The sequence below is a fragment of the Pseudomonas sp. B21-041 genome (assembly GCF_024748675.1).
Taxonomy (GTDB): Bacteria; Pseudomonadota; Gammaproteobacteria; order Pseudomonadales; family Pseudomonadaceae; genus Aquipseudomonas; species Aquipseudomonas neuropathica.
The window spans coordinates 3,982,744-4,001,766 of sequence record NZ_CP087175.1 but is presented as its reverse complement, the minus strand read 5'-3'; the positions used below and the strand labels follow the sequence as shown (position 1 = coordinate 4,001,766).

Sequence of the window (19,023 nt, the reverse complement as noted above, 5' to 3'; positions counted from 1 at the left end):
ATCGAATGGAGACACCATGGCCAATCACTACCGCGAACTGCTAACCACCCCCGGCGCCACCGGGCTAGTGCTCGCGAGTTCCATTGCACGCTTGCCGCAGGCAATGATCGGCATCGGCATCATCACCATGCTGGTGCAGCAAACCGGGGTGTACTGGCTGGCCGGCGCAGTCGCCGGTACTTTCACCCTGGCCAATGCGTTGCTCGGCCCGCACATCTCCAGACTGGTTGATCAGCATGGCCAGAGCCGCGTGCTACCTGTCGTCACGGCGTTCAGCATTGCCATGTTGCTGGCCCTGATCATCGCTGTTTATTGGCGCGCACCTGCCGGCTTGCTGTTTGTTCTGGCAGCATTGGCGGGGACGATGCCGAGCATGCCATCGATGATCCGCGCGCGATGGTCGCAGTTGTTCCGGGGCAAGCCGCAGTTGCACACGGCGTTCTCGCTGGACACCGTATTGACCGAACTCGCCTACATCATCGGCCCGCCACTGGCGATTGGTTTGAGTGTGAGCTTTTTCGCCGAAGCCGGGCCGCTGGTTGCGGTCGGGCTGTTGGCTGTCGGGGTCACGGCGTTTCTGCTGCAACGCCAGACAGAGCCGAAGGTTGTCGTCGGTCACGCCAGCCATAGCGGCTCAACCTTGCTGATCCCCGGCGTGCGCACCATTGTCCTCGCGTTGTTAGCGATGGGGGTCATTGGCGGAGCAATCGATGTCGCTGTTGTCGCCTTCGCCAATGCGCAAGGCTGGCCGGGGGCGGCGACCTTCATCCTCGCGGCCTATGCGTTCGGCTCACTGGTGGCGGGCCTGACGTTTGGCGCGATGAGGGTTTCCCTGGCGATCGAAAAACAGTTCCTGATCGGGATATTGGTCACGGCGTTCACTGGCGTGCTGCCCATTTTTGCCACGGACGTTTATGTCCTTTCATCGACGCTGTTTATTGCCGGCATCTCGTTTGCGCCGACGATGGTGGTGGTCATGAAGCTGGGGACGATCATCATCCCGCCGTCGCGGATCACCGAAGGGCTGACGTGGATGACCACCGGTATCAGCATTGGCGTTGCGCTGGGTGGCATGCTGGCGGGGCTGGTGATTGATGCGTGGGGCGCGCGGGCGGGGTTTGGCGTGGCCATTGGCGCTGGGATCATGATGGTGGTTGTTGTGATGGTGGGATTGCGCACATTGGAGGCGGCTTCGGTTGCGCATGTTGAGCCGGAATTTTCGCCCTCACCCTAGCCCTCTCCCCCAGGAGAGGGGACTGAATGGGGGATGTTCAGGAAATACACCGACCTGAGCGATTTGCGCCGAATCCATAATCGCCACGATCTTTCAGGTCGATGTCCGGCGCCATACACCTCGGTCAGCTCCCTCTCCCTCCGGGAGAGGGATGGGCGGGCGGCGTTCCTATGAGGGAAAGGGCGGTTCACTCAACCTTCAATCTGCCGCAACCGCTTGTAAAGCGTATTCCGACTCACCCCCAACCGTCGCGCCAGGTGCGAAATATTCCCCCCGGCCGCTTTCAACTCCCGGTTCAACGCTTCCACATCATTCAAATCAACCCCCAGCGGCGCCGCGCTCTCCACCGGCTCCATCTCCAGATCAACAAAAAAATCATCCGGCAAATGCTCCAGCCTCACCGGCTGCTCCTCAGCCATCGCCAACGCCACCTGCATCACGCTACTGACCTGACGTAAATTCCCCGGCCACGGATGACGGCTGAACAACTCCAGCACCTCCTGACTCAATCCCGCCCACTGCGTCGGCTCGCGATGCTGTTCCCACAACCGTTTAAACAACGCCTCTTTATCACTGCGCTCTCGCAATGGCGGCAGCTCCAGCGTCAATCCACCAATGCGGTAATACAAATCCTCACGAAACCGCCCCAACTGCACTTGTTCACGCAAAGAGCGGTTAGTCGCCGAAATGATCCGCAAATCCACCGCAAACAACTCGCTGCTGCCCACCGGTTGCACGCAACGTTCCTGCAGCACCCGCAACAACCGCGCCTGCGTCGGCAACGGCATATCGCCGATTTCATCGAGGAATAACGTGCCTCTGTCAGCCTTGCGAATCAGTCCGATGCTGCCTTTCTGATTCGCGCCAGTGAACGCGCCTTTCTCGTAACCGAATAATTCGGATTCCACCAGTTCGGCGGGGATCGCCGCGCAGTTGACGGCGATAAACGCCTGTTTGCTGCGCGAGCTGGCCTGATGCAGAGCTTTGACGAAGACCTCTTTGCCGACACCGGTTTCGCCATGGATCAGCAGCGGAATGTCTTTCTCCAGCAAACGCTCAGCCTGGCGCACAGCTTTCTCCACGCGACTGTCGCCGAAGTGCAGGGTGTTGAGGCTGATAGCGCCCGCGGGTGGTTTTAATGGCACTTCAATGCTTTTCGGTTCGGCAAACACCCGAGGCTGAATTGGCGCCTGTTTCGGCCGCTTCAACAAACATTGAAAACGGTTACGCCCGGACGTCTGCAAGGCAAACGGCAACCCGTCGGGCTGATTGATCAACTCCAGCAGTGACACCTTGAACAGGCTTTCAACGCTGACCCGCGACAAGCGCACGCCGAGCAAATTGTCCGCCCGGCGATTGGCCGACAGCACCTGACCGCTCTCATCAAAGATCAACAACCCGGCCCACTGACTGTCGAGGTTGTTCAACCCGGTGTTGAAGGTCAGTTGAAAGTGCTGGCCATGGAACAGGTTGAGGATCAGCCGGTTCTCCACTGTCTGGCTCATCATCTTGACCATGCCCAAAGTGTGCGAGGGCGGCAGGTAGCTGTCGCTGGACACATCGAGCACCGCGATCACCTTGCGCTCAGCGTCAAAAATCGGCGCGGCGGAACCGGTCATGAAACGGTTGGCTTTCAGGAAGTGTTCATCGTGTTCGATATGCACCGCTTGCTCGCAAGCCAGCGCCGTGCCGATCGCATTGGTGCCGCTGCAGCGCTCCATCCAGCTCGCCCCAGCCTGAAACCCCCGGGCCAGATTCGGCTCGATAAAGCGTTGCGTGCCCCACGAGGTCAGCACCTGGCCCTGATTGTCGGCAAGCATGATCAGGCAGTTGGAATTGCTGAGGATGTTTTCGTAATAGGGCAGGACTTCCTGGTGCGTGGTCTGCACCAGTGAATGGTGGCTGTCGAGCAACTGCGCGATGCCGGCGGCGGGCAGTTGATCGAAGGCTGGCGTGCTTTGGTGGTCGAGACCGAACGCGCGGCAACGTTGCCAGGAAGTCTGGACGATCGCGTCGTGGGACAGCGGCGGGGCAGGTGCGGCCATGGCAGTGCGCCTCTGATGCAGCGATTTTTATTGTTGTTATGAACCCGATCTTCGAAACCTGCACAGATCCCTGTAGGAGTGAGCCTGCTCGCGATAGCGGTCTATCAGACGGATTTGCATTGACTGACACACCGCTATCGCGAGCAGGCTCACTCCTACAGGGATCTTCCGTGTTTACGAGATCGGGCAAAAAGCGTTCATAGAGTGTTGTTCACTATTGTTCATTGTCAATCGGCCAACTGTTCAAATGTGTTCAGCAATGAACGCCTGTTCTCCGCGCTTTCAACGATTTTCGCGACAAATCAATCACTTGCTATTTCTGGCACGAAACTCGCTCCCGTGCACAGGTCGCTTGACTCCAATAATAAAAAGGCCGAGCCATGTCACTCACCCTGGAGCACGTCAGCCGTACCGTCGAGGGCCAGATCTGGATCGACGATGCGTGCCTGAAATTCGAACCTGGTTCTTTCAACGTTTTGCTCGGCCGCACGCTGTCCGGCAAAACCAGCCTCATGCGTTTAATGGCCGGTCTGGACAAACCGGACAGCGGCCGAATCCTGATGAACGGCGTCGACGTTACCCAACGTCCGGTGCGTCTGCGCAACGTGTCGATGGTCTATCAGCAGTTCATCAACTACCCGACGATGACCGTGTTCGAAAACATCGCCTCGCCGCTGCGCCAGGCCGGCGTTTCCAAAGAGATCATCCACAGCAAAGTGCAGGAAACCGCGAAGATGCTGCGCATCGAGAAGTTTCTGCAGCGCTATCCGCTGGAGCTGTCCGGCGGTCAACAGCAACGCACCGCCATGGCCCGTGCGCTGGTCAAGGATGCCGAGCTGATCCTGTTCGATGAGCCGCTGGTCAACCTCGACTACAAACTGCGCGAAGAGCTGCGCCAGGAAATGCGCGAGCTGTTCAAGGCGCGCCACACCATCGCGATCTACGCCACCACCGAGCCCAACGAAGCGCTGGCACTCGGCGGCACCACGACCATTCTTCACGAGGGCCGGGTGATTCAGAGCGGCCCGTCGACTTCGGTCTATCACCAGCCGCAAACCGTGCTCGCCGCCGAATTGTTCTCCGAGCCACCGATCAACCTGATGCCCGGTCGTATCGCTGGCAACGAAGTCAGTTTCGCCAATTTTGTGCACTTCCCGTTGAACGTCGATCTGCGCCCGGTGGGTGAGGGCGAGTTTCGTTTTGGCGTGCGCCCCAGCCATATCTCGCTGGTGCCGAGCAACGATGACGATCTGGAATTGGCAGTGACCGTCGAAGTCGCCGAGATCAGCGGTTCGGAAACCTTCCTGCACGTGCGCAACGAGCATTTCCTGCTGGTGCTGCACCTGCCCGGCGTTCACGAATACGACGTCGATGCGCCGATCCGCATTTACATCCCGACCCACAAACTGTTTGTTTTCGATGCGCAGGGCCGGCTGGTGCAAGCACCGGGCCGGCGTGTCGCGAGGGTTGCCTGATGGCCGAAATCCGTTTGCAACACCTCGCCCATAGCTACAGCAAAACCCCGAGCGGCGCGGAGGATTACGCGATCCGCGAGATGGATCACGTCTGGGAGCAGGGCGGTGCCTACGCCTTGCTCGGGCCATCGGGTTGCGGCAAGTCGACCTTACTCAACATCATTTCCGGCCTGCTCAGCCCCTCTCAGGGTCATGTGTTGTTCGACGGCAAAGCGGTCAACGACCTGACGCCGGAGAAGCGCAACATCGCCCAGGTTTTCCAGTTCCCGGTGGTCTACGACACCATGACCGTGTTCGATAACCTCGCCTTCCCCCTGCGCAATCAGGGCATGGCCGAGGCGAAAGTGCACAGCAAGGTGCAGGAAATCGCCGAAGTCCTTGACCTGCAAAACCTCCTGAGCAAGAAGGCGCGCAACCTCACCGCTGACGAAAAACAGAAAGTCTCGATGGGCCGGGGTCTGGTCCGCGACGACGTTTCGGCGATCCTCTTCGACGAACCGCTGACGGTGATCGACCCGCACCTGAAATGGAAATTGCGACGCAAGCTCAAGCAGATCCACGAGCAGTTCAACATCACCATGGTCTACGTCACCCACGATCAGCTGGAGGCCTCGACCTTCGCCGATAAGATTGCGGTGATGTACGGCGGCCAGATCGTCCAGTTCGGCACGCCTCGGGAACTGTTTGAGCGGCCGAGCCATACTTTTGTCGGTTATTTCATCGGCAGCCCCGGGATGAACCTGATCGAGGTGCAGCCACAACCCGGCGGCGTCGGTTTCGCCTCGACGCATCTGCCGCTGTCTGACGCGATGCAGCGACATATCGAACACGGCCAGTGGAAAAATCTGAAGGTCGGCATCCGCCCCGAGTTTATTCACGTGTGGGACGAGCCGTTTGATGACGCGATGCAGGCAAAGGTCGTACACGTCGAAGACCTCGGCACCTACAAGATCATGACCCTCGACCTCGACGGTGCACCGCTGAAAGTGCGTCTGGCCGAAGACAAACCGGTGCCCCAGGGTACGGCGTACATCAGTTTTCCGGCGCAGTGGCTGATGGTCTATGCCGATGAGTTTCTGCTTGAAGCCGATGAAGAGGTGCAGCCATGAACAAGGTGCAGAACAACAAGGCCTGGTGGCTGGTGCTGCCGGTGTTCCTACTGGTGGCGTTCAGTGCGGTGATCCCGATGATGACCGTGGTCAACTATTCGGTGCAGGACATCTTCGACCAGTCCAGCCGCTACTTCGTCGGCGCCGACTGGTACAAACAAGTGCTGCTCGATCCGCGTTTGCACGACTCGCTGCTGCGTCAGTTCATCTATTCGGCGTGCGTGTTGCTGATTGAAATCCCGCTGGGCATCGCCGTCGCCCTGACCATGCCGACCAAGGGCCGCTGGTCGTCGGTGGTGCTGATCATTCTGGCGATTCCGCTGCTGATCCCATGGAACGTGGTCGGCACCATCTGGCAGATTTTCGGCCGTGCCGACATCGGTCTACTGGGTTCGAGCCTCAACGCGATGGGCATCAGCTACAACTACGCGGCAAACACCATGGACGCCTGGGTGACGGTGCTGGTGATGGACGTCTGGCACTGGACTTCATTGGTGGCGCTGCTGTGTTTCTCCGGTTTGCGCGCGATTCCCGACGTGTATTACCAGGCCGCGCGCATCGACCGCGCCTCGGCCTGGGCGGTGTTCAGGCACATTCAGTTGCCCAAGCTGAAGAGCGTGCTGCTGATCGCGGTGATGCTGCGCTTCATGGACAGCTTCATGATTTACACCGAGCCGTTCGTGCTCACCGGCGGCGGGCCGGGTAACGCCACGACCTTCCTGAGTCAGACGTTGACCCAGATGGCCGTAGGGCAATTCGACCTCGGTCCGGCAGCGGCGTTTTCGCTGGTGTACTTCCTGATCATCCTGTTGGTGTCCTGGCTGTTCTACACCGCCATGACGCACTCCGACGCCAACCGCTGAGGCCCGGCCATGAGCAAAAGAAAGCTTATTCCGTTGCTGGTGTACATCCTGTTCCTGCTGGTGCCCATCTATTGGCTGCTGAACATGTCGTTCAAGAGCAACACCGAAATCCTTGGCGGCCTTACGCTTTTCCCACAGGACTTCACGCTGGCGAACTACAAGGTGATCTTTACCGATCCGAGCTGGTACACCGGTTATCTGAACTCGCTGTATTACGTCAGCCTGAACACGGTGATCTCGCTGAGCGTGGCGTTGCCGGCGGCCTATGCGTTTTCGCGCTACCGTTTTCTCGGCGACAAGCACCTGTTCTTCTGGCTGCTGACCAACCGCATGGCGCCGCCGGCGGTGTTTCTACTGCCGTTCTTCCAGTTGTATTCGTCGATTGGTCTGTTCGACACGCACATCGCCGTAGCCTTGGCGCATTGCCTGTTCAACGTGCCGCTGGCGGTGTGGATTCTGGAGGGCTTCATGTCCGGCGTGCCGAAGGAAATCGACGAAACCGCCTACATCGACGGCTACAGTTTTCCCAAGTTCTTCGTAAAGATTTTCATCCCGCTGATCGGTTCCGGCATTGGCGTCACGGCGTTTTTCTGCTTCATGTTTTCCTGGGTCGAACTGCTGCTCGCGCGCACGTTGACCTCGGTAAACGCCAAGCCGATTGCGGCGGTGATGACGCGCACGGTGTCGGCCTCGGGTATCGATTGGGGCGTGCTGGCAGCGGCGGGGGTGTTGACCATTCTGCCGGGCATGCTGGTGATCTGGTTTGTTCGCAACCACGTGGCCAAGGGCTTTGCCCTCGGTCGGGTCTGAGGAGCTGATGATGGAATGGATGAGCTGGACCACGCCTACCGCAGCATTCTTCATCGTCATCGGCCTGATTCTGGTCGGCATGACGACGTGGGAATTGCGCTCGCCGAGCATCCTGCGGCGAGGTTTTCTGCCGATTGCCACCACCCGTGGTGATCGTTTGTTTATCGGTCTTCTCGGCAGCGCCTACCTGCATTTGCTGGTGATCGGCGCCACCGACTGGAGCATCTGGGTAGCGTCCGCGTTGTCCCTGGTGTGGCTGTTGGCTGTGATGCGTTGGGGCTAGTCGAGTCGTTCGGCAACGCGGCTCCACAACTTAAACAGGAGGTCTCTATGTTCGACAAAAACAATAAGCTGCGACATAGCATTTCATTGGCAGCCATGCTGGCACTCAGCGGTTTGAGCGCCGCCGCGTGGGCGGATGCCTACGAAGACGCGGCGAAAAAATGGATCGGCAGTGAGTTCAAACCGTCGACCCTGACGGCCGAGCAGCAACTCGAAGAGTTGAAGTGGTTCATCAAAGCGGCCGAGCCGTTTCGCGGCATGGACATCAAGGTCGTTTCCGAGACCCTGACCACCCACGAGTACGAGTCGAAAGTGCTGGCCAAGGCGTTCAGCGAAATCACCGGGATCAAACTCACCCACGACCTGCTGCAAGAAGGCGACGTGGTCGAGAAAATGCAGACGGTGATGCAGTCGGACAAGAATATCTATGACGGCTGGGTCAACGACTCGGACCTGATCGGTACGCACTTTCGCTACGGCAAAACCGAATCGATCACCGACCTGATGGCCAACGAAGGCAAGAACTTCACCTCGCCAACCCTCGACATCAAGGACTTCATCGGCATCTCGTTCACCACCGCGCCGGACGGCAAGATCTATCAACTTCCCGACCAGCAATTCGCCAACCTCTATTGGTTCCGCGCCGACTGGTTCGAACGCGCCGATCTGAAAGCCAAGTTCAAGGAAAAGTACGGCTACGAATTGGGCGTGCCGGTGAACTGGTCGGCTTATGAAGACATCGCCAAATTCTTCAGCGAAGACGTCAAGGAGATCGACGGTAAACGCGTTTACGGGCACATGGACTACGGCAAGAAAGACCCGTCGCTGGGCTGGCGCTTCACCGATGCCTGGTTCTCCATGGCCGGTGGCGGCGACAAAGGGTTGCCCAACGGTTTGCCGGTGGACGAGTGGGGGATTCGCGTCGAGGACTGCCACCCGGTCGGCTCCAGCGTGACCCGTGGCGGCGACACCAACGGCCCGGCGGCGGTGTTCGCCACCACCAAGTATGTCGACTGGCTGAAGAAGTACGCGCCACCGGAAGCGGCGGGCATGACCTTCTCCGAATCCGGTCCGGTGCCGTCGCAGGGCAACATTGCGCAGCAAATCTTCTGGTACACCGCGTTCACCGCCGACATGACCAAGCCGGGCCTGCCGGTGGTCAACGCCGACGGCACGCCGAAATGGCGGATGGCGCCATCGCCACGCGGGCCGTATTGGGAAGAGGGCATGAAGCTTGGTTATCAGGACGTGGGTTCGTGGACGTTCATGAAGTCCACACCTGAGAAACAGAAGCTCGCGGCGTGGCTGTATGCGCAGTTCGTGACTTCCAAAACCGTATCGCTGAAGAAAACCATCGTCGGCCTGACGCCGATTCGTGAGTCGGACATCAACTCGCAAGCGATGACTGACCTGGCGCCGAAACTTGGCGGTCTGGTCGAGTTCTATCGCAGCCCGGCCCGCGTGCAATGGACCCCGACCGGCACCAACGTGCCGGACTATCCGCGTCTGGCGCAATTGTGGTGGAGCCACATTGCTGAAGCGGCGAGCGGCGAGAAAACTCCACAACAGGCGCTGGATGGCTTGGCCAAGGATCAGGACGCAATCATGACGCGCCTCGAACGCTCCAAGGCCCAAGCCACTTGCGCACCAAAAATGAACCCGGAGCGGGATGCTCAGTACTGGTTTGATCAACCGGGTGCACCGAAACCGAAACTGGCTAACGAGAAGCCGAAGGGCGAGACCGTGAGCTACAACGAACTGCTGAAATCGTGGGCGGATGCGCGTAAGTAAAAGCTGAAATGTGAAAGGCGAACGGCACCGGAAGGTGCCGTTTTCTTTCGCGCCTGATCTACCGTAATCGCGAGCAGGCAAGCGATCCCACAGATTGCAGTGGTGTTCACAAAACTCAAAAACGCTCTGCCCACTGCAGCAGCTACTAAAGGGCGTCGGTCAATGTCAGCTTCATGCTTGAGTTTCTTCAAAGGTATCAAGCATGGCGTCAGGCAATGGCGAATCGAAATCTTCAGGCAGCACCAACTTGCCTTTCATAGCGCCAATTCGTGGTGTGCCGGTTTTTCCTGTGTGAGCGAGAAGGCGCTGCGCCCGACCTTGGACTGCCAGAGTCTCGATTCCTGCAACTAACTCACAAAACATGTCTCTGCTCATAGTGCCCCCCATCGTTCTTCTACCTGCAAAGACCTTCACCATAGAACTACTCACTCAAGGCTGGCTGTAGGACGAAGCGGATGTTAGGGCGGGAGCTTTCGGAGTTTGTGCGGAGACGAGAGCGTATCGGTAAGAAATCGTACAAAACTCCCGATTCCCATTCTGACATTCAACATGGATATCGCCTGATCCGACGCTTTCGCGAGCAAGCTCGCGAAGGCTGAGTATCAGGCAGTGCAGATGTTGAAGAACCCACCGCCATCGCGAGCAGGCGAAGGCCTACAGGTTTCAGTGGTGCCCACAAAACCAAATCACTGTGGGAGCTTGCTTGCAAGCGATGGGGCCATTGGTGTCACCGCAGGAAACCCAAGCCGGAACACGGTCAACGCCCCCGGCAAGCTTTTAACTTCCGCCACGCCCTGATGCAGGCTCATGATCGAGCGCACGATCGCCAGCCCCAATCCGGTACTGCCCTGCGAGCGCGAGCGGCTGCTGTCGACGCGGTAGAAGCGGTCGAACAGATGCGGCAAATGCTGCGCCTCGATCCCCGCGCCAGGATTGCTGACCAGCAGGGATGCCTGCGTCGCACTCTGTTCGATCAGCAGCGTCACGGTTTTCCCGTTCGGGCAATGACGAAGCGCGTTGGACAGCAGATTGGAAATAGCCCGCTGAATCATTAACCGATCGCCCATCACCTGTGCGCTGCCAATGACATTCAAATGAATATCCTTATCCTGCGCCGACAACGAAAACATCTCCGCGACCTTCGCCGCCTCAACCTCCAGCGCCACCGCTTCAAACGGCGCCAGCGCCGACGGATGACTGACCTGCGCGAGAAACAACATGTCCGAGACAATCCGCGCCACGCGCTCCAGTTCCTCGGTGCACGACACCAGCACGTCCTTGTATTCCTCGGTCGTGCGCTCGCGGGACAAGGTCACCTGCGCCTTGCCCATCAGGTTATTGATTGGCGTACGCAGCTCATGCGCCAAGTCATCAGAGAACTGCGACAACTGCTGCACCCCGGCATCGAGCCGATGCAGCATGAAGTTGATGCCCTGCGCCAGTTCACTCAGTTCCTGCGGCATGTTCACCACGGACAGCCGGTGTTCCAGATCCTGGGTCGAGACCATCGCCGCCACTTTGCGAAACTCGCGCAGCGGCGCCAAACCACGCTGCACCGCGCCCCAAGCGGTCAGACCGATAAACACCAGCAACAACGGCAAGGCAATCAGCGTCGAGCGCAGATAGGCGCTGAGCAGCGCCTCATCGTGGGCGTTATCCACTGACAGCAGCACCGGCACGCTGCTGCTGTCCTTGAGGCGAATCAGTTTCGAGGCGGTGAGGAATTTCTTGCCATCAGCGTCGGTGCTGTCGCTGTAGGTCAGTTGATCGGTGGTGGCGCGCACCGCTTTCAATTCGACGCGCGGATCGCTCAATCCCGAGCCGGACTTGAGCAGCGGCGAGCGCCGATTGAGGCGGTCATAAATGGTCAGCGTCAGGTTGTCATGCCCCATCACCTGATCGAGCAGAATATGCGGCTTGCCGGTGATTTCATTGGCATCGACGTACAACGACAGGCTGTGTTCGACCTGCGCCATCTTCTTTTCCAGGCTGTCTCTGGCAAGCGAATTCAGCTCATGGGTCAACGCGAAATAGGCAAGGATCGCCAGAAACACCACCAATAGCGCGCCGAGAATACTCACCGTCAAACCGAGGCGCATCGACAGGCTGGAGGGTTTCATTCCCGCGCCTCCAGCACATAGCCGACACCGCGCAGGGTGTGGATCAACTTGCTGTCGAAAGGGTCGTCGATCTTCGCCCGCAAGCGGCGGATCGACACTTCGACCACGTTGGTGTCGCAATCGAAATTCATGTCCCACACCAACGAGATGATTTGTGTGCGCGTCAGCACTTCGCCGGACTGGCGCATCAGCAGATGCAGCAGGGCGAATTCCTTGGTGGTCAGGTCAATACGCTGTTGTCCGCGAAACGCGCGATGGCGGCCCGGATCGAGCTCCAGATCAGCGACTTTCAGCACCTGCGGCACCGGGATATTTTCGCTACGACGCATCAAGGTGCGCACCCGCGCCAGCAGTTCGGGAAACTCGAACGGCTTGACCAGATAATCGTCGGCACCCAGATCGAGGCCGCGAATCTTGTCGGCCAGACGCCCGCGCGCCGTCAGCATCATCACCCGCGTCGAATGGGTGCGACGCAACTGTTCCAGCACACCCCAGCCGTCGAGTTCCGGCAGGTTCACATCGAGAATAATCAGGTCATAGGCTTGTTGTTGCGCCAGGTGCAGGCCATCGGCACCGGTGGCGGCGTGGTCAACGACATAACCACTTTCGGTCAAACCCTGATGCAAGTATTCGGCAGCTTTAAGCTCGTCCTCGACGACAAGGATTCGCATGATCTTTCACCACTTATATTTAATGGGTATTTAATTTAAAAGGCCCTCACCCTAACCCTCTCCCGGAGGGAGAGGGGACTGAGCGTGGGATATTTCAGAACTACGCCGATGTGAAAGAACGTTACTGAATCCATAATCAACTTGATGTAACAGGTCGATAAATAACGCCAGACACTTCGGTCGGCTCCCTCTCCCCCCGGGAGAGGGCTGGGGTGAGGGGAGTGCGGACAATAAAGGTTGTAGCGGCTACAGGGTCAACGCCCAAGCGCTTTAGATCGGTGTTCTGCGACAGTAGGTCGCAGTGCTGACCACCAAATTCTCTTGAGTTCACTTACGGCAAGTGCTGTTCAGCAGATAACTACCGTGTTTTTGTTTCCATGTATTTCGATAACGCCATTTGCACTTCGCATCCTAGAACAAAACAACTTCGGTAAACCGTGGATAACGGATTTGTAATGTTCCAGTCACCTTGTCGATAAGTTCAAAACCCTACCGTGGCGGCATCCGAGATTCTTGAATAAAGGAAGACTTCCATTGCCCGGTTTAATAGAACTGACGGCGCAATCACGCCTGAAAAAAACAGTCAGCGGCCTGGTGTTGTTGGCCAGCGCCGGCCTGGCGAGTGCCTCGACCCTGACCCTGGATCAAGCCCTGCAAAGCGCCTTTGCCGGCAACCCGGAACTGGCCGCCGCGCAATGGGAAATCGGCATCGCCCAAGGCGATCGGCAACAGGCCGGGCTGATCCCTAACCCTGAAGTGTCGTGGGAGGCCGAAGACACTCGCCGCGAGTCGCGCACGACCACGGTGATGCTCAGTCAGCCGATCGAACTGGGCGGCAAACGCGGCGCACGGATCGACGTTGCCAGCCGCGCGCAGGATGCTGCCGGCATCGAACTGGAGCGCAAACGCAATGCCTTGCGTGCTGACGTGATTCAGGCATTCAACAGTGCGCAAACCGCGCAGCAACGCTTGCAGCTGTCGCGTCAATCCCTGCAATTGGCCGAGCACGGTGTGCGCGTGGCGCAAGGACGGATCGAGGCGGGTAAATCGTCGCCGGTCGAAGGCACGCGGGCGCAAGTGCAGCTTTCGGAAGTGCGCCTTGAACTGAGCCGGGCAGAGCGCGATCAGGCCACCGCGTACCAACAATTGGCGCAAGTCATGGGCGCGGCATTGCCGACGTCGACCAAGGTGCAGGCGCTCACGCAAAGCATGCCGGCCGTACCACCACCGACAAGATTGCTCGAGCGTTTGAACGAGACTGCCGAACTGCGTCTGGCCAAGTTGCAGATCGATCAGCGCGAAGCATCGCTGGGCCTGGAAAAGTCCCAGCGCATTCCCGACCTCACCGTGAGCATCGGCAGCCAATACAGCGAAACCGAGCGCGAGCGGGTCAACGTGGTCGGGCTGTCGATGCCGATTCCGCTGTTCAACCGCAATCAGGGCAACGTGCTCGCGGCCGCACGGCGTAGCGATCAGGCGCGGGATCTGCGCAACGCCACCGAGCTGCGTCTGCGCACGGAAATCCAGACCACGCTGGCGCAATGGCAGACCGCCAACGGCGAAGTCTCCGCGTTCAACCAGACCATCCTGCCCGCCGCGCAAAGTGCGGTGGACAGCGCCACGCGCGGTTTCGAAATGGGCAAGTTCGGCTTCCTCGATGTACTCGACGCCCAGCGCACCCTGATCAGTGCGCGCAGCCAATACATCCAGGCTGTCAGCGAAGCCACCGACGCCCGCGTACGCATCGAACGAATCTTCGGCGACCTCGCCGTCAGCCCTTGAATTTCATCTTTTTGATCACTGCGCGGTGGTTTGGCGCAGAGGAGTTTCTATGGATAAAAAACTGATTGTGGTCGCTGCGGCGACATTGGCGCTGGGCATCGGCATCGGCTCGATGTGGCCGGGCAACGCGTCCATCGACGCCCACGCTGATGAAGCGGCCGAACATGCGGATCACGCCGAAGAAGGCGCAGCCGCCGACGGCGACCACGCCGAAGAAGGGCATATCGAGTTGAGCGCCGAGCAGATCGCTGCTGCGGGCATTCAACTGGCCCGGGCACAGGCGCAGAACATCAACCTCGGCCTGCCGTTCCCCGGCGAAGTGCGCTTCGACGAAGACCGCACCGCCCACGTCGTGCCGCGTGTGCCCGGCGTGGTCGAGTCGGTGGCAGTCAACCTCGGCCAATCGGTGAAGAAGGGCCAGTTGCTGGCTGTCATCGCCAGTCAGCAGATCTCCGAACAGCGCAGCGAGCAGGCAGCAGCGCAACGGCGTTTGGCCTTGGCGCGCACGACCTATGAGCGCGAAAAGAAACTCTGGCAGGACAAGATTTCTGCCGAGCAGGATTTTCTCCAGGCTCGTCAGGCATTGGAGGAGGCTGAGATTGCCGTGAGCAATGCCCGGCAAAAAATCAGCGTGCTCAGCGGCAGCGTGGTTGCCACCGGCGGCAATCGCTACGAGCTGCGTGCGCCGTTCGATGGTGTGGTGGTGGAAAAACACCTGACGCCGGGGGAGGTGGTCGATGAAACCACGGCGGCTTTCACGCTCTCGGATTTGTCGCGGGTGTGGGTGACGTTCGGCGTTTCGCCCAAGGATTTGACCAAGGTGCAGGTGGGTAAAGCCGTCACCGTCAGCGCGCCGGAGTTGAACGCGCAAGTCACCGGTAGCGTGGCTTACGTCGGCAGTCTGCTTGGCGAACAAACCCGCACCGCGACCGTGCGCGTCACCCTGGAGAACCCGCAGGGCTCGTGGCGTCCGGGGTTGTTCGTCACGGCGCTGGTGGCCACCGACAGCCGTCAGGCGAAAGTCGCGGTGCCGGAAAGCGCGATCCAGACCGTCGAGGACAAACCCACGGTGTTCGTGCGCACTGACGACGGCTTCAAAGCGCACGCGGTGGAGCTGGGCAGTCGCGCCGCCGGGCAGGTGGAAATCACCCAGGGCCTGGAGGCGGGCGCGCAAGTCGCCAGCGCCGGCAGCTTCGTTCTCAAGTCGGAACTGGGCAAAGCCTCAGCCGAGCACAGCCACTGATCCGGAAGAATCCCATGTTCGAACGCCTGATCCAGTTTGCCATCGAGCAGCGCATCATCGTGCTGCTCGCCGTTCTGCTCATGGCCGGCCTCGGCATCGCCAGTTATCAAAAACTGCCGATCGACGCCGTGCCCGACATCACCAACGTCCAGGTGCAAATCAACACCGGCGCCGCCGGGTTCTCGCCGCTGGAAACCGAGCAGCGCATCACCTTTCCGATTGAAACCGCGATGGCCGGTTTGCCGGCACTTGAACAGACCCGTTCGCTGTCGCGCTCGGGCCTGTCGCAAGTCACGGTGATCTTCAAGGACGGCACCGACCTGTTCTTCGCCCGGCAATTGGTCAACGAGCGTCTGCAGATCGCCAAGGAGCAATTGCCCGAAGGCGCCGAAGCGGTGATGGGGCCGATTTCCACCGGCCTCGGCGAGATCTTTTTATGGACAGTGGAAGCCAAGGAGGGCGCACTCAAGGACGACGGCACAGCCTACACGCCGACCGACCTGCGGGTGATTCAGGACTGGATCATCAAGCCGCAATTGCGCAACGTGCCGGGCGTGGCCGAGATCAACACCATCGGCGGTTTCGCCAAGGAATATCAGATCGCTCCGGACCCGAAACGCCTGGCCGCGTACAAGCTGACCCTCACCGATCTGGTCACCGCGCTGGAGCGCAACAACGCCAACGTCGGCGCCGGTTACATCGAGCGCAGCGGCGAGCAATTGCTGATTCGCGCGCCTGGGCAAGTGGCGAGCACCGAGGACATCGCCAATATTGTCATGGCCAACGTTGACGGCACGCCGATCCGGGTGAAGAACGTCGCCAGCGTGGAAATCGGCCGCGAACTGCGCAGCGGCGCGGCCACGGAAAACGGGGCTGAAGTGGTGCTCGGCACGGTGTTCATGTTGATCGGCGAGAACAGCCGCACAGTCTCGCAAGCGGTCGCCAGCAAACTCGAACAAATCAACAAATCCTTGCCGCAAGGCGTGATCGCCGTGCCGGTGTACGACCGCACGCACCTGGTCGATAAAGCCATCGCCACGGTGAAAAAGAACCTCATCGAAGGCGCGATTCTGGTGATCGCGATTCTGTTTCTGTTCCTCGGCAACATCCGCGCGGCGCTGATTACGGCGATGGTGATTCCGCTGTCGATGCTGTTCACCTTTACTGGCATGTTCAGCAACAAGGTCAGTGCCAACTTGATGAGCCTCGGCGCGCTGGACTTCGGCATCATCGTCGACGGCGCGGTGGTGATCGTTGAAAACACCCTGCGTCGACTGGCCCATGCGCAGCAGCATCACGGACGTTTGCTGACCCGTGCCGAGCGTTTCAAGGAAGTCTTTGCCGCAGCGAAAGAGGCGCGGCGACCGCTGATTTTCGGCCAGTTGATCATCATGGTGGTGTACCTGCCGATCTTCGCGTTGAGTGGTGTCGAAGGGAAAATGTTTCACCCGATGGCGTTTACCGTGGTCATCGCTTTGCTTGGCGCGATGCTGTTGTCGGTGACCTTTGTGCCGGCGGCGATTGCGCTGTTCGTCACGGGCAAGGTCAAGGAAGAAGAGGGCGCGGTGATGCGTGGCGCACGTCGCGTTTATGCGCCGGCGCTGGCCTGGGTCATGTCCCATCGCGCAATCGCAGTGGGCGCGGCGTTGGGTGTGATTGTGCTCAGCGGTATGCTCACCAGTCGCATGGGCAGCGAGTTTGTGCCGAGCCTCAGCGAAGGGGATTTTGCCCTGCAAGCGCTGCGCGTGCCGGGCACTAGCCTGACGCAATCGGTGGATATGCAGCAGCGCCTGGAGACGTTGATTCTGGCGAAAGTGCCGGAAGTCGAGCGCGTGTTTGCCCGCACAGGCACGGCCGAAATCGCCTCGGATCCGATGCCGCCGAACATCTCTGACAGCTACGTGATGCTCAAACCCAAGGACCAGTGGCCGGACCCAGGCAAGTCCCGCGAAACCCTGATGGCCGAACTGCAAGCCGCCGCCGCGACGCTGCCGGGCAGCAACTATGAACTGTCGCAGCCGATCCAGTTGCGTTTCAACGAGCTGATCTCCGGCGTGCGCAGCGACGTCGCGGTCAAGGTGTTTGGTGATGACATGGACGTGCTCAACGCCACCGCTGCGAAAATCGCTGCTGCCATGCAGAAGGTCAACGGCGCATCCGAAGTGAAGGTCGAGCAGACTACCGGGTTGCCGGTGCTGACCATCAACATCGATCGCGATAAAGCCGCGCGTTACGGACTCAACGTCGGTGATGTGCAGGACACCATTGCCGTTGCGGTCGGCGGGCGTCAGGCCGGGACGTTGTATGAGGGTGATCGGCGTTTCGATATGGTCGTGCGCCTGTCCGATGCCATGCGCAAGGACATCGACGGCTTGTCGGCACTGCTGATCCCAGTGCCGGCACTGAGTGGCGCTGCGAATCAGATCGGCTTCATCGCGCTGCAAGACGTCGCCAGCCTCGACCTGGTGCTCGGGCCGAATCAGGTCAGCCGCGAGAACGGCAAGCGACTGGTGATCGTCAGTGCCAACGTGCGCGGGCGTGATATCGGCTCATTTGTCAGCGAGGCCGGCGAAGTGATCGAACGTGACGTGCAGGTCCCTGCCGGTTACTGGACCAGTTGGGGCGGGCAGTTCGAGCAACTGCAATCGGCGGCCAAGCGCTTGCAGATTGTGGTGCCGGTGGCGTTGCTGTTGGTGTTCGGGTTGTTGTTCATGATGTTCAACAACCTGAAGGATGGCTTGCTGGTGTTTACCGGGATTCCGTTTGCCTTGACCGGCGGGGTGATGGCGCTGTGGTTGCGGGATATTCCGCTGTCGATTTCGGCGGGTGTCGGGTTTATCGCGTTGTCCGGGGTGGCGGTGTTGAACGGCTTGGTGATGATTGCGTTTATTCGTAATTTGCGTGAGGAGGGGCGGTCGCTTTCGGACGCCATTCACGAAGGTGCTCTCACTCGTTTGCGGCCAGTGTTAATGACAGCACTGGTGGCGTCGCTGGGCTTCATCCCGATGGCGCTTGCGACCGGCACCGGCGCGGAGGTGCAGCGTCCGCTGGCGACCGTGGTGATCGGCGGGATTCTGTCTTCCACGATCCTCACGCTGCTGATCTTGCCGGCGCTCTACCAACTCGCCCATCGCCGGGATGAGGACGCCGTTCCAACTAAATAGGTAATCCCCTCTGTAGGAGTGAGCCTGCTCGCGATAGCGGTCTATCAGTCAGATCTACATTGACTGACCCACCGCTATCGCGAGCAGGCTCACTCCTACAGGTTTTGTGTTCGACTTCAGGAGAGTGCCGGGCACATAACGGATATGTAATTTCCCCGCCACCGTCACGATAGGTTCGGATTGTTACCTTGATCCCGTCAGTTACTTAAACGAGGAATCAACGATGAAACTTACCCAACTCACTGCCTTCGCAGCCGCTCTGGCGATCTCTTCCGTAGCGTTGGCAGAAGGCGGCGGCGACCGCACATTCGAGCGGATGATGACCAGCAACGACCGCTCCATGGAACGGTTCGTCGCCAAGGAAAAAGCCGCCGGCAACCCGGTGGTCGTCACCGACAAGAAGGACGACAAGCCCCGCGATCTGTAAGCCTGCC

At 59.5% G+C, this 19,023-nt stretch carries 15 protein-coding genes; 11 read left to right on the top strand and 4 right to left on the bottom strand.

Annotated elements, in window-relative coordinates:
* The first annotated feature begins 16 nt into the window (after positions 1-16).
* Positions 17-1,234 (top strand): MFS transporter, encoded by a 1,218-nt coding sequence (locus LOY43_RS17630; protein ID WP_258708481.1) that lies wholly within the window; start codon positions 17-19, stop codon positions 1,232-1,234.
* 191 nt (positions 1,235-1,425) lie between these two features.
* Here the strand turns inward: LOY43_RS17630 and LOY43_RS17625 are convergent, their stop codons facing one another.
* Positions 1,426-3,279 (bottom strand): sigma-54-dependent Fis family transcriptional regulator, encoded by a 1,854-nt coding sequence (locus tag LOY43_RS17625; RefSeq protein WP_258708480.1) that lies wholly within the window; start codon positions 3,277-3,279, stop codon positions 1,426-1,428.
* Positions 3,280-3,659: 380 nt separating this feature from the next.
* Here LOY43_RS17625 and LOY43_RS17620 point away from each other — a divergent pair, with 380 nt between their 5' ends.
* From LOY43_RS17620 to LOY43_RS17595, 6 genes are read left to right on the top strand one after another with little or no spacing between them, the layout of a single operon-like run.
* On the top strand, positions 3,660-4,754 hold the full coding sequence (locus tag LOY43_RS17620; protein WP_093434228.1) for an ABC transporter ATP-binding protein: 1,095 nt from the start codon (positions 3,660-3,662) through the stop codon (positions 4,752-4,754).
* A complete protein-coding gene (locus LOY43_RS17615) occupies positions 4,754-5,863 on the top strand; it encodes an ABC transporter ATP-binding protein (RefSeq protein WP_258708479.1) in 1,110 nt (369 codons plus the stop codon). The genes LOY43_RS17620 and LOY43_RS17615 overlap by 1 nt, the downstream gene beginning before the upstream one ends.
* Entirely contained in the window at positions 5,860-6,726 is an 867-nt protein-coding gene (locus LOY43_RS17610; RefSeq protein WP_007912484.1) for a carbohydrate ABC transporter permease, read from the top strand. The genes LOY43_RS17615 and LOY43_RS17610 overlap by 4 nt, the downstream gene beginning before the upstream one ends.
* A gap of 9 nt (positions 6,727-6,735) precedes the next feature.
* Entirely contained in the window at positions 6,736-7,536 is an 801-nt protein-coding gene (locus LOY43_RS17605; protein WP_003192012.1) for a carbohydrate ABC transporter permease, read from the top strand.
* A 10-nt stretch (positions 7,537-7,546) separates the two neighbouring features.
* Positions 7,547-7,819: a DUF2160 domain-containing protein gene (locus LOY43_RS17600; RefSeq protein ID WP_007912485.1), complete on the top strand. Its 273-nt coding sequence runs from the start codon at positions 7,547-7,549 to the stop codon at positions 7,817-7,819.
* Between the two features lie 47 nt (positions 7,820-7,866).
* On the top strand, positions 7,867-9,609 hold the full coding sequence (locus tag LOY43_RS17595) for an ABC transporter substrate-binding protein (RefSeq protein WP_258708478.1): 1,743 nt from the start codon (positions 7,867-7,869) through the stop codon (positions 9,607-9,609).
* A gap of 171 nt (positions 9,610-9,780) precedes the next feature.
* On the opposite strand, the gene LOY43_RS17590 is transcribed toward LOY43_RS17595, so the two are convergent.
* The 3 genes from LOY43_RS17590 to LOY43_RS17580 form a co-directional block, all read right to left on the bottom strand.
* Entirely contained in the window at positions 9,781-10,026 is a 246-nt protein-coding gene (locus LOY43_RS17590) for a hypothetical protein (protein WP_258708477.1), read from the bottom strand.
* A gap of 269 nt (positions 10,027-10,295) precedes the next feature.
* Entirely contained in the window at positions 10,296-11,729 is a 1,434-nt protein-coding gene (locus LOY43_RS17585; protein ID WP_258708476.1) for a heavy metal sensor histidine kinase, read from the bottom strand.
* Positions 11,726-12,400, bottom strand: coding sequence for a heavy metal response regulator transcription factor (locus LOY43_RS17580; RefSeq protein WP_095048087.1), 675 nt, complete (start codon positions 12,398-12,400; stop codon positions 11,726-11,728). The genes LOY43_RS17585 and LOY43_RS17580 overlap by 4 nt, the downstream gene beginning before the upstream one ends.
* Positions 12,401-12,934: 534 nt before the next feature.
* Here LOY43_RS17580 and LOY43_RS17575 point away from each other — a divergent pair.
* The 4 genes from LOY43_RS17575 to LOY43_RS17560 all read left to right on the top strand — a co-directional run bounded on the left by LOY43_RS17575 (position 12,935) and on the right by LOY43_RS17560 (position 19,016).
* Positions 12,935-14,182 carry a TolC family protein gene (locus LOY43_RS17575; RefSeq protein WP_258708475.1) on the top strand — a complete coding sequence of 416 codons (1,248 nt, stop codon included), beginning with the start codon at positions 12,935-12,937 and terminating at the stop codon, positions 14,180-14,182.
* Positions 14,183-14,231: 49 nt separating this feature from the next.
* On the top strand, positions 14,232-15,425 hold the full coding sequence (locus LOY43_RS17570) for an efflux RND transporter periplasmic adaptor subunit (protein WP_258708474.1): 1,194 nt from the start codon (positions 14,232-14,234) through the stop codon (positions 15,423-15,425).
* A 14-nt stretch (positions 15,426-15,439) separates the two neighbouring features.
* Entirely contained in the window at positions 15,440-18,589 is a 3,150-nt protein-coding gene (locus LOY43_RS17565; protein WP_258708473.1) for a CusA/CzcA family heavy metal efflux RND transporter, read from the top strand.
* A gap of 223 nt (positions 18,590-18,812) precedes the next feature.
* Positions 18,813-19,016 carry a co-regulatory protein PtrA N-terminal domain-containing protein gene (locus LOY43_RS17560; protein WP_258708472.1) on the top strand — a complete coding sequence of 68 codons (204 nt, stop codon included), beginning with the start codon at positions 18,813-18,815 and terminating at the stop codon, positions 19,014-19,016.
* Positions 19,017-19,023 lie beyond the last annotated feature (7 nt).

Coding starts and splice junctions, on each gene's coding strand:
- LOY43_RS17625 (WP_258708480.1), bottom strand. CDS start 3,279: ATGGCCGCACCTGCCCCGCCGCTGTCCCACGACGCGATCGTCCAGACT.
- LOY43_RS17630 (WP_258708481.1), top strand. CDS start 17: ATGGCCAATCACTACCGCGAACTGCTAACCACCCCCGGCGCCACCGGG.
- LOY43_RS17585 (WP_258708476.1), bottom strand. CDS start 11,729: ATGAAACCCTCCAGCCTGTCGATGCGCCTCGGTTTGACGGTGAGTATT.
- LOY43_RS17570 (WP_258708474.1), top strand. CDS start 14,232: ATGGATAAAAAACTGATTGTGGTCGCTGCGGCGACATTGGCGCTGGGC.
- LOY43_RS17595 (WP_258708478.1), top strand. CDS start 7,867: ATGTTCGACAAAAACAATAAGCTGCGACATAGCATTTCATTGGCAGCC.
- LOY43_RS17610 (WP_007912484.1), top strand. CDS start 5,860: ATGAACAAGGTGCAGAACAACAAGGCCTGGTGGCTGGTGCTGCCGGTG.
- LOY43_RS17580 (WP_095048087.1), bottom strand. CDS start 12,400: ATGCGAATCCTTGTCGTCGAGGACGAGCTTAAAGCTGCCGAATACTTG.
- LOY43_RS17590 (WP_258708477.1), bottom strand. CDS start 10,026: ATGGTGAAGGTCTTTGCAGGTAGAAGAACGATGGGGGGCACTATGAGC.
- LOY43_RS17615 (WP_258708479.1), top strand. CDS start 4,754: ATGGCCGAAATCCGTTTGCAACACCTCGCCCATAGCTACAGCAAAACC.
- LOY43_RS17560 (WP_258708472.1), top strand. CDS start 18,813: ATGAAACTTACCCAACTCACTGCCTTCGCAGCCGCTCTGGCGATCTCT.
- LOY43_RS17565 (WP_258708473.1), top strand. CDS start 15,440: ATGTTCGAACGCCTGATCCAGTTTGCCATCGAGCAGCGCATCATCGTG.
- LOY43_RS17605 (WP_003192012.1), top strand. CDS start 6,736: ATGAGCAAAAGAAAGCTTATTCCGTTGCTGGTGTACATCCTGTTCCTG.
- LOY43_RS17620 (WP_093434228.1), top strand. CDS start 3,660: ATGTCACTCACCCTGGAGCACGTCAGCCGTACCGTCGAGGGCCAGATC.
- LOY43_RS17600 (WP_007912485.1), top strand. CDS start 7,547: ATGGAATGGATGAGCTGGACCACGCCTACCGCAGCATTCTTCATCGTC.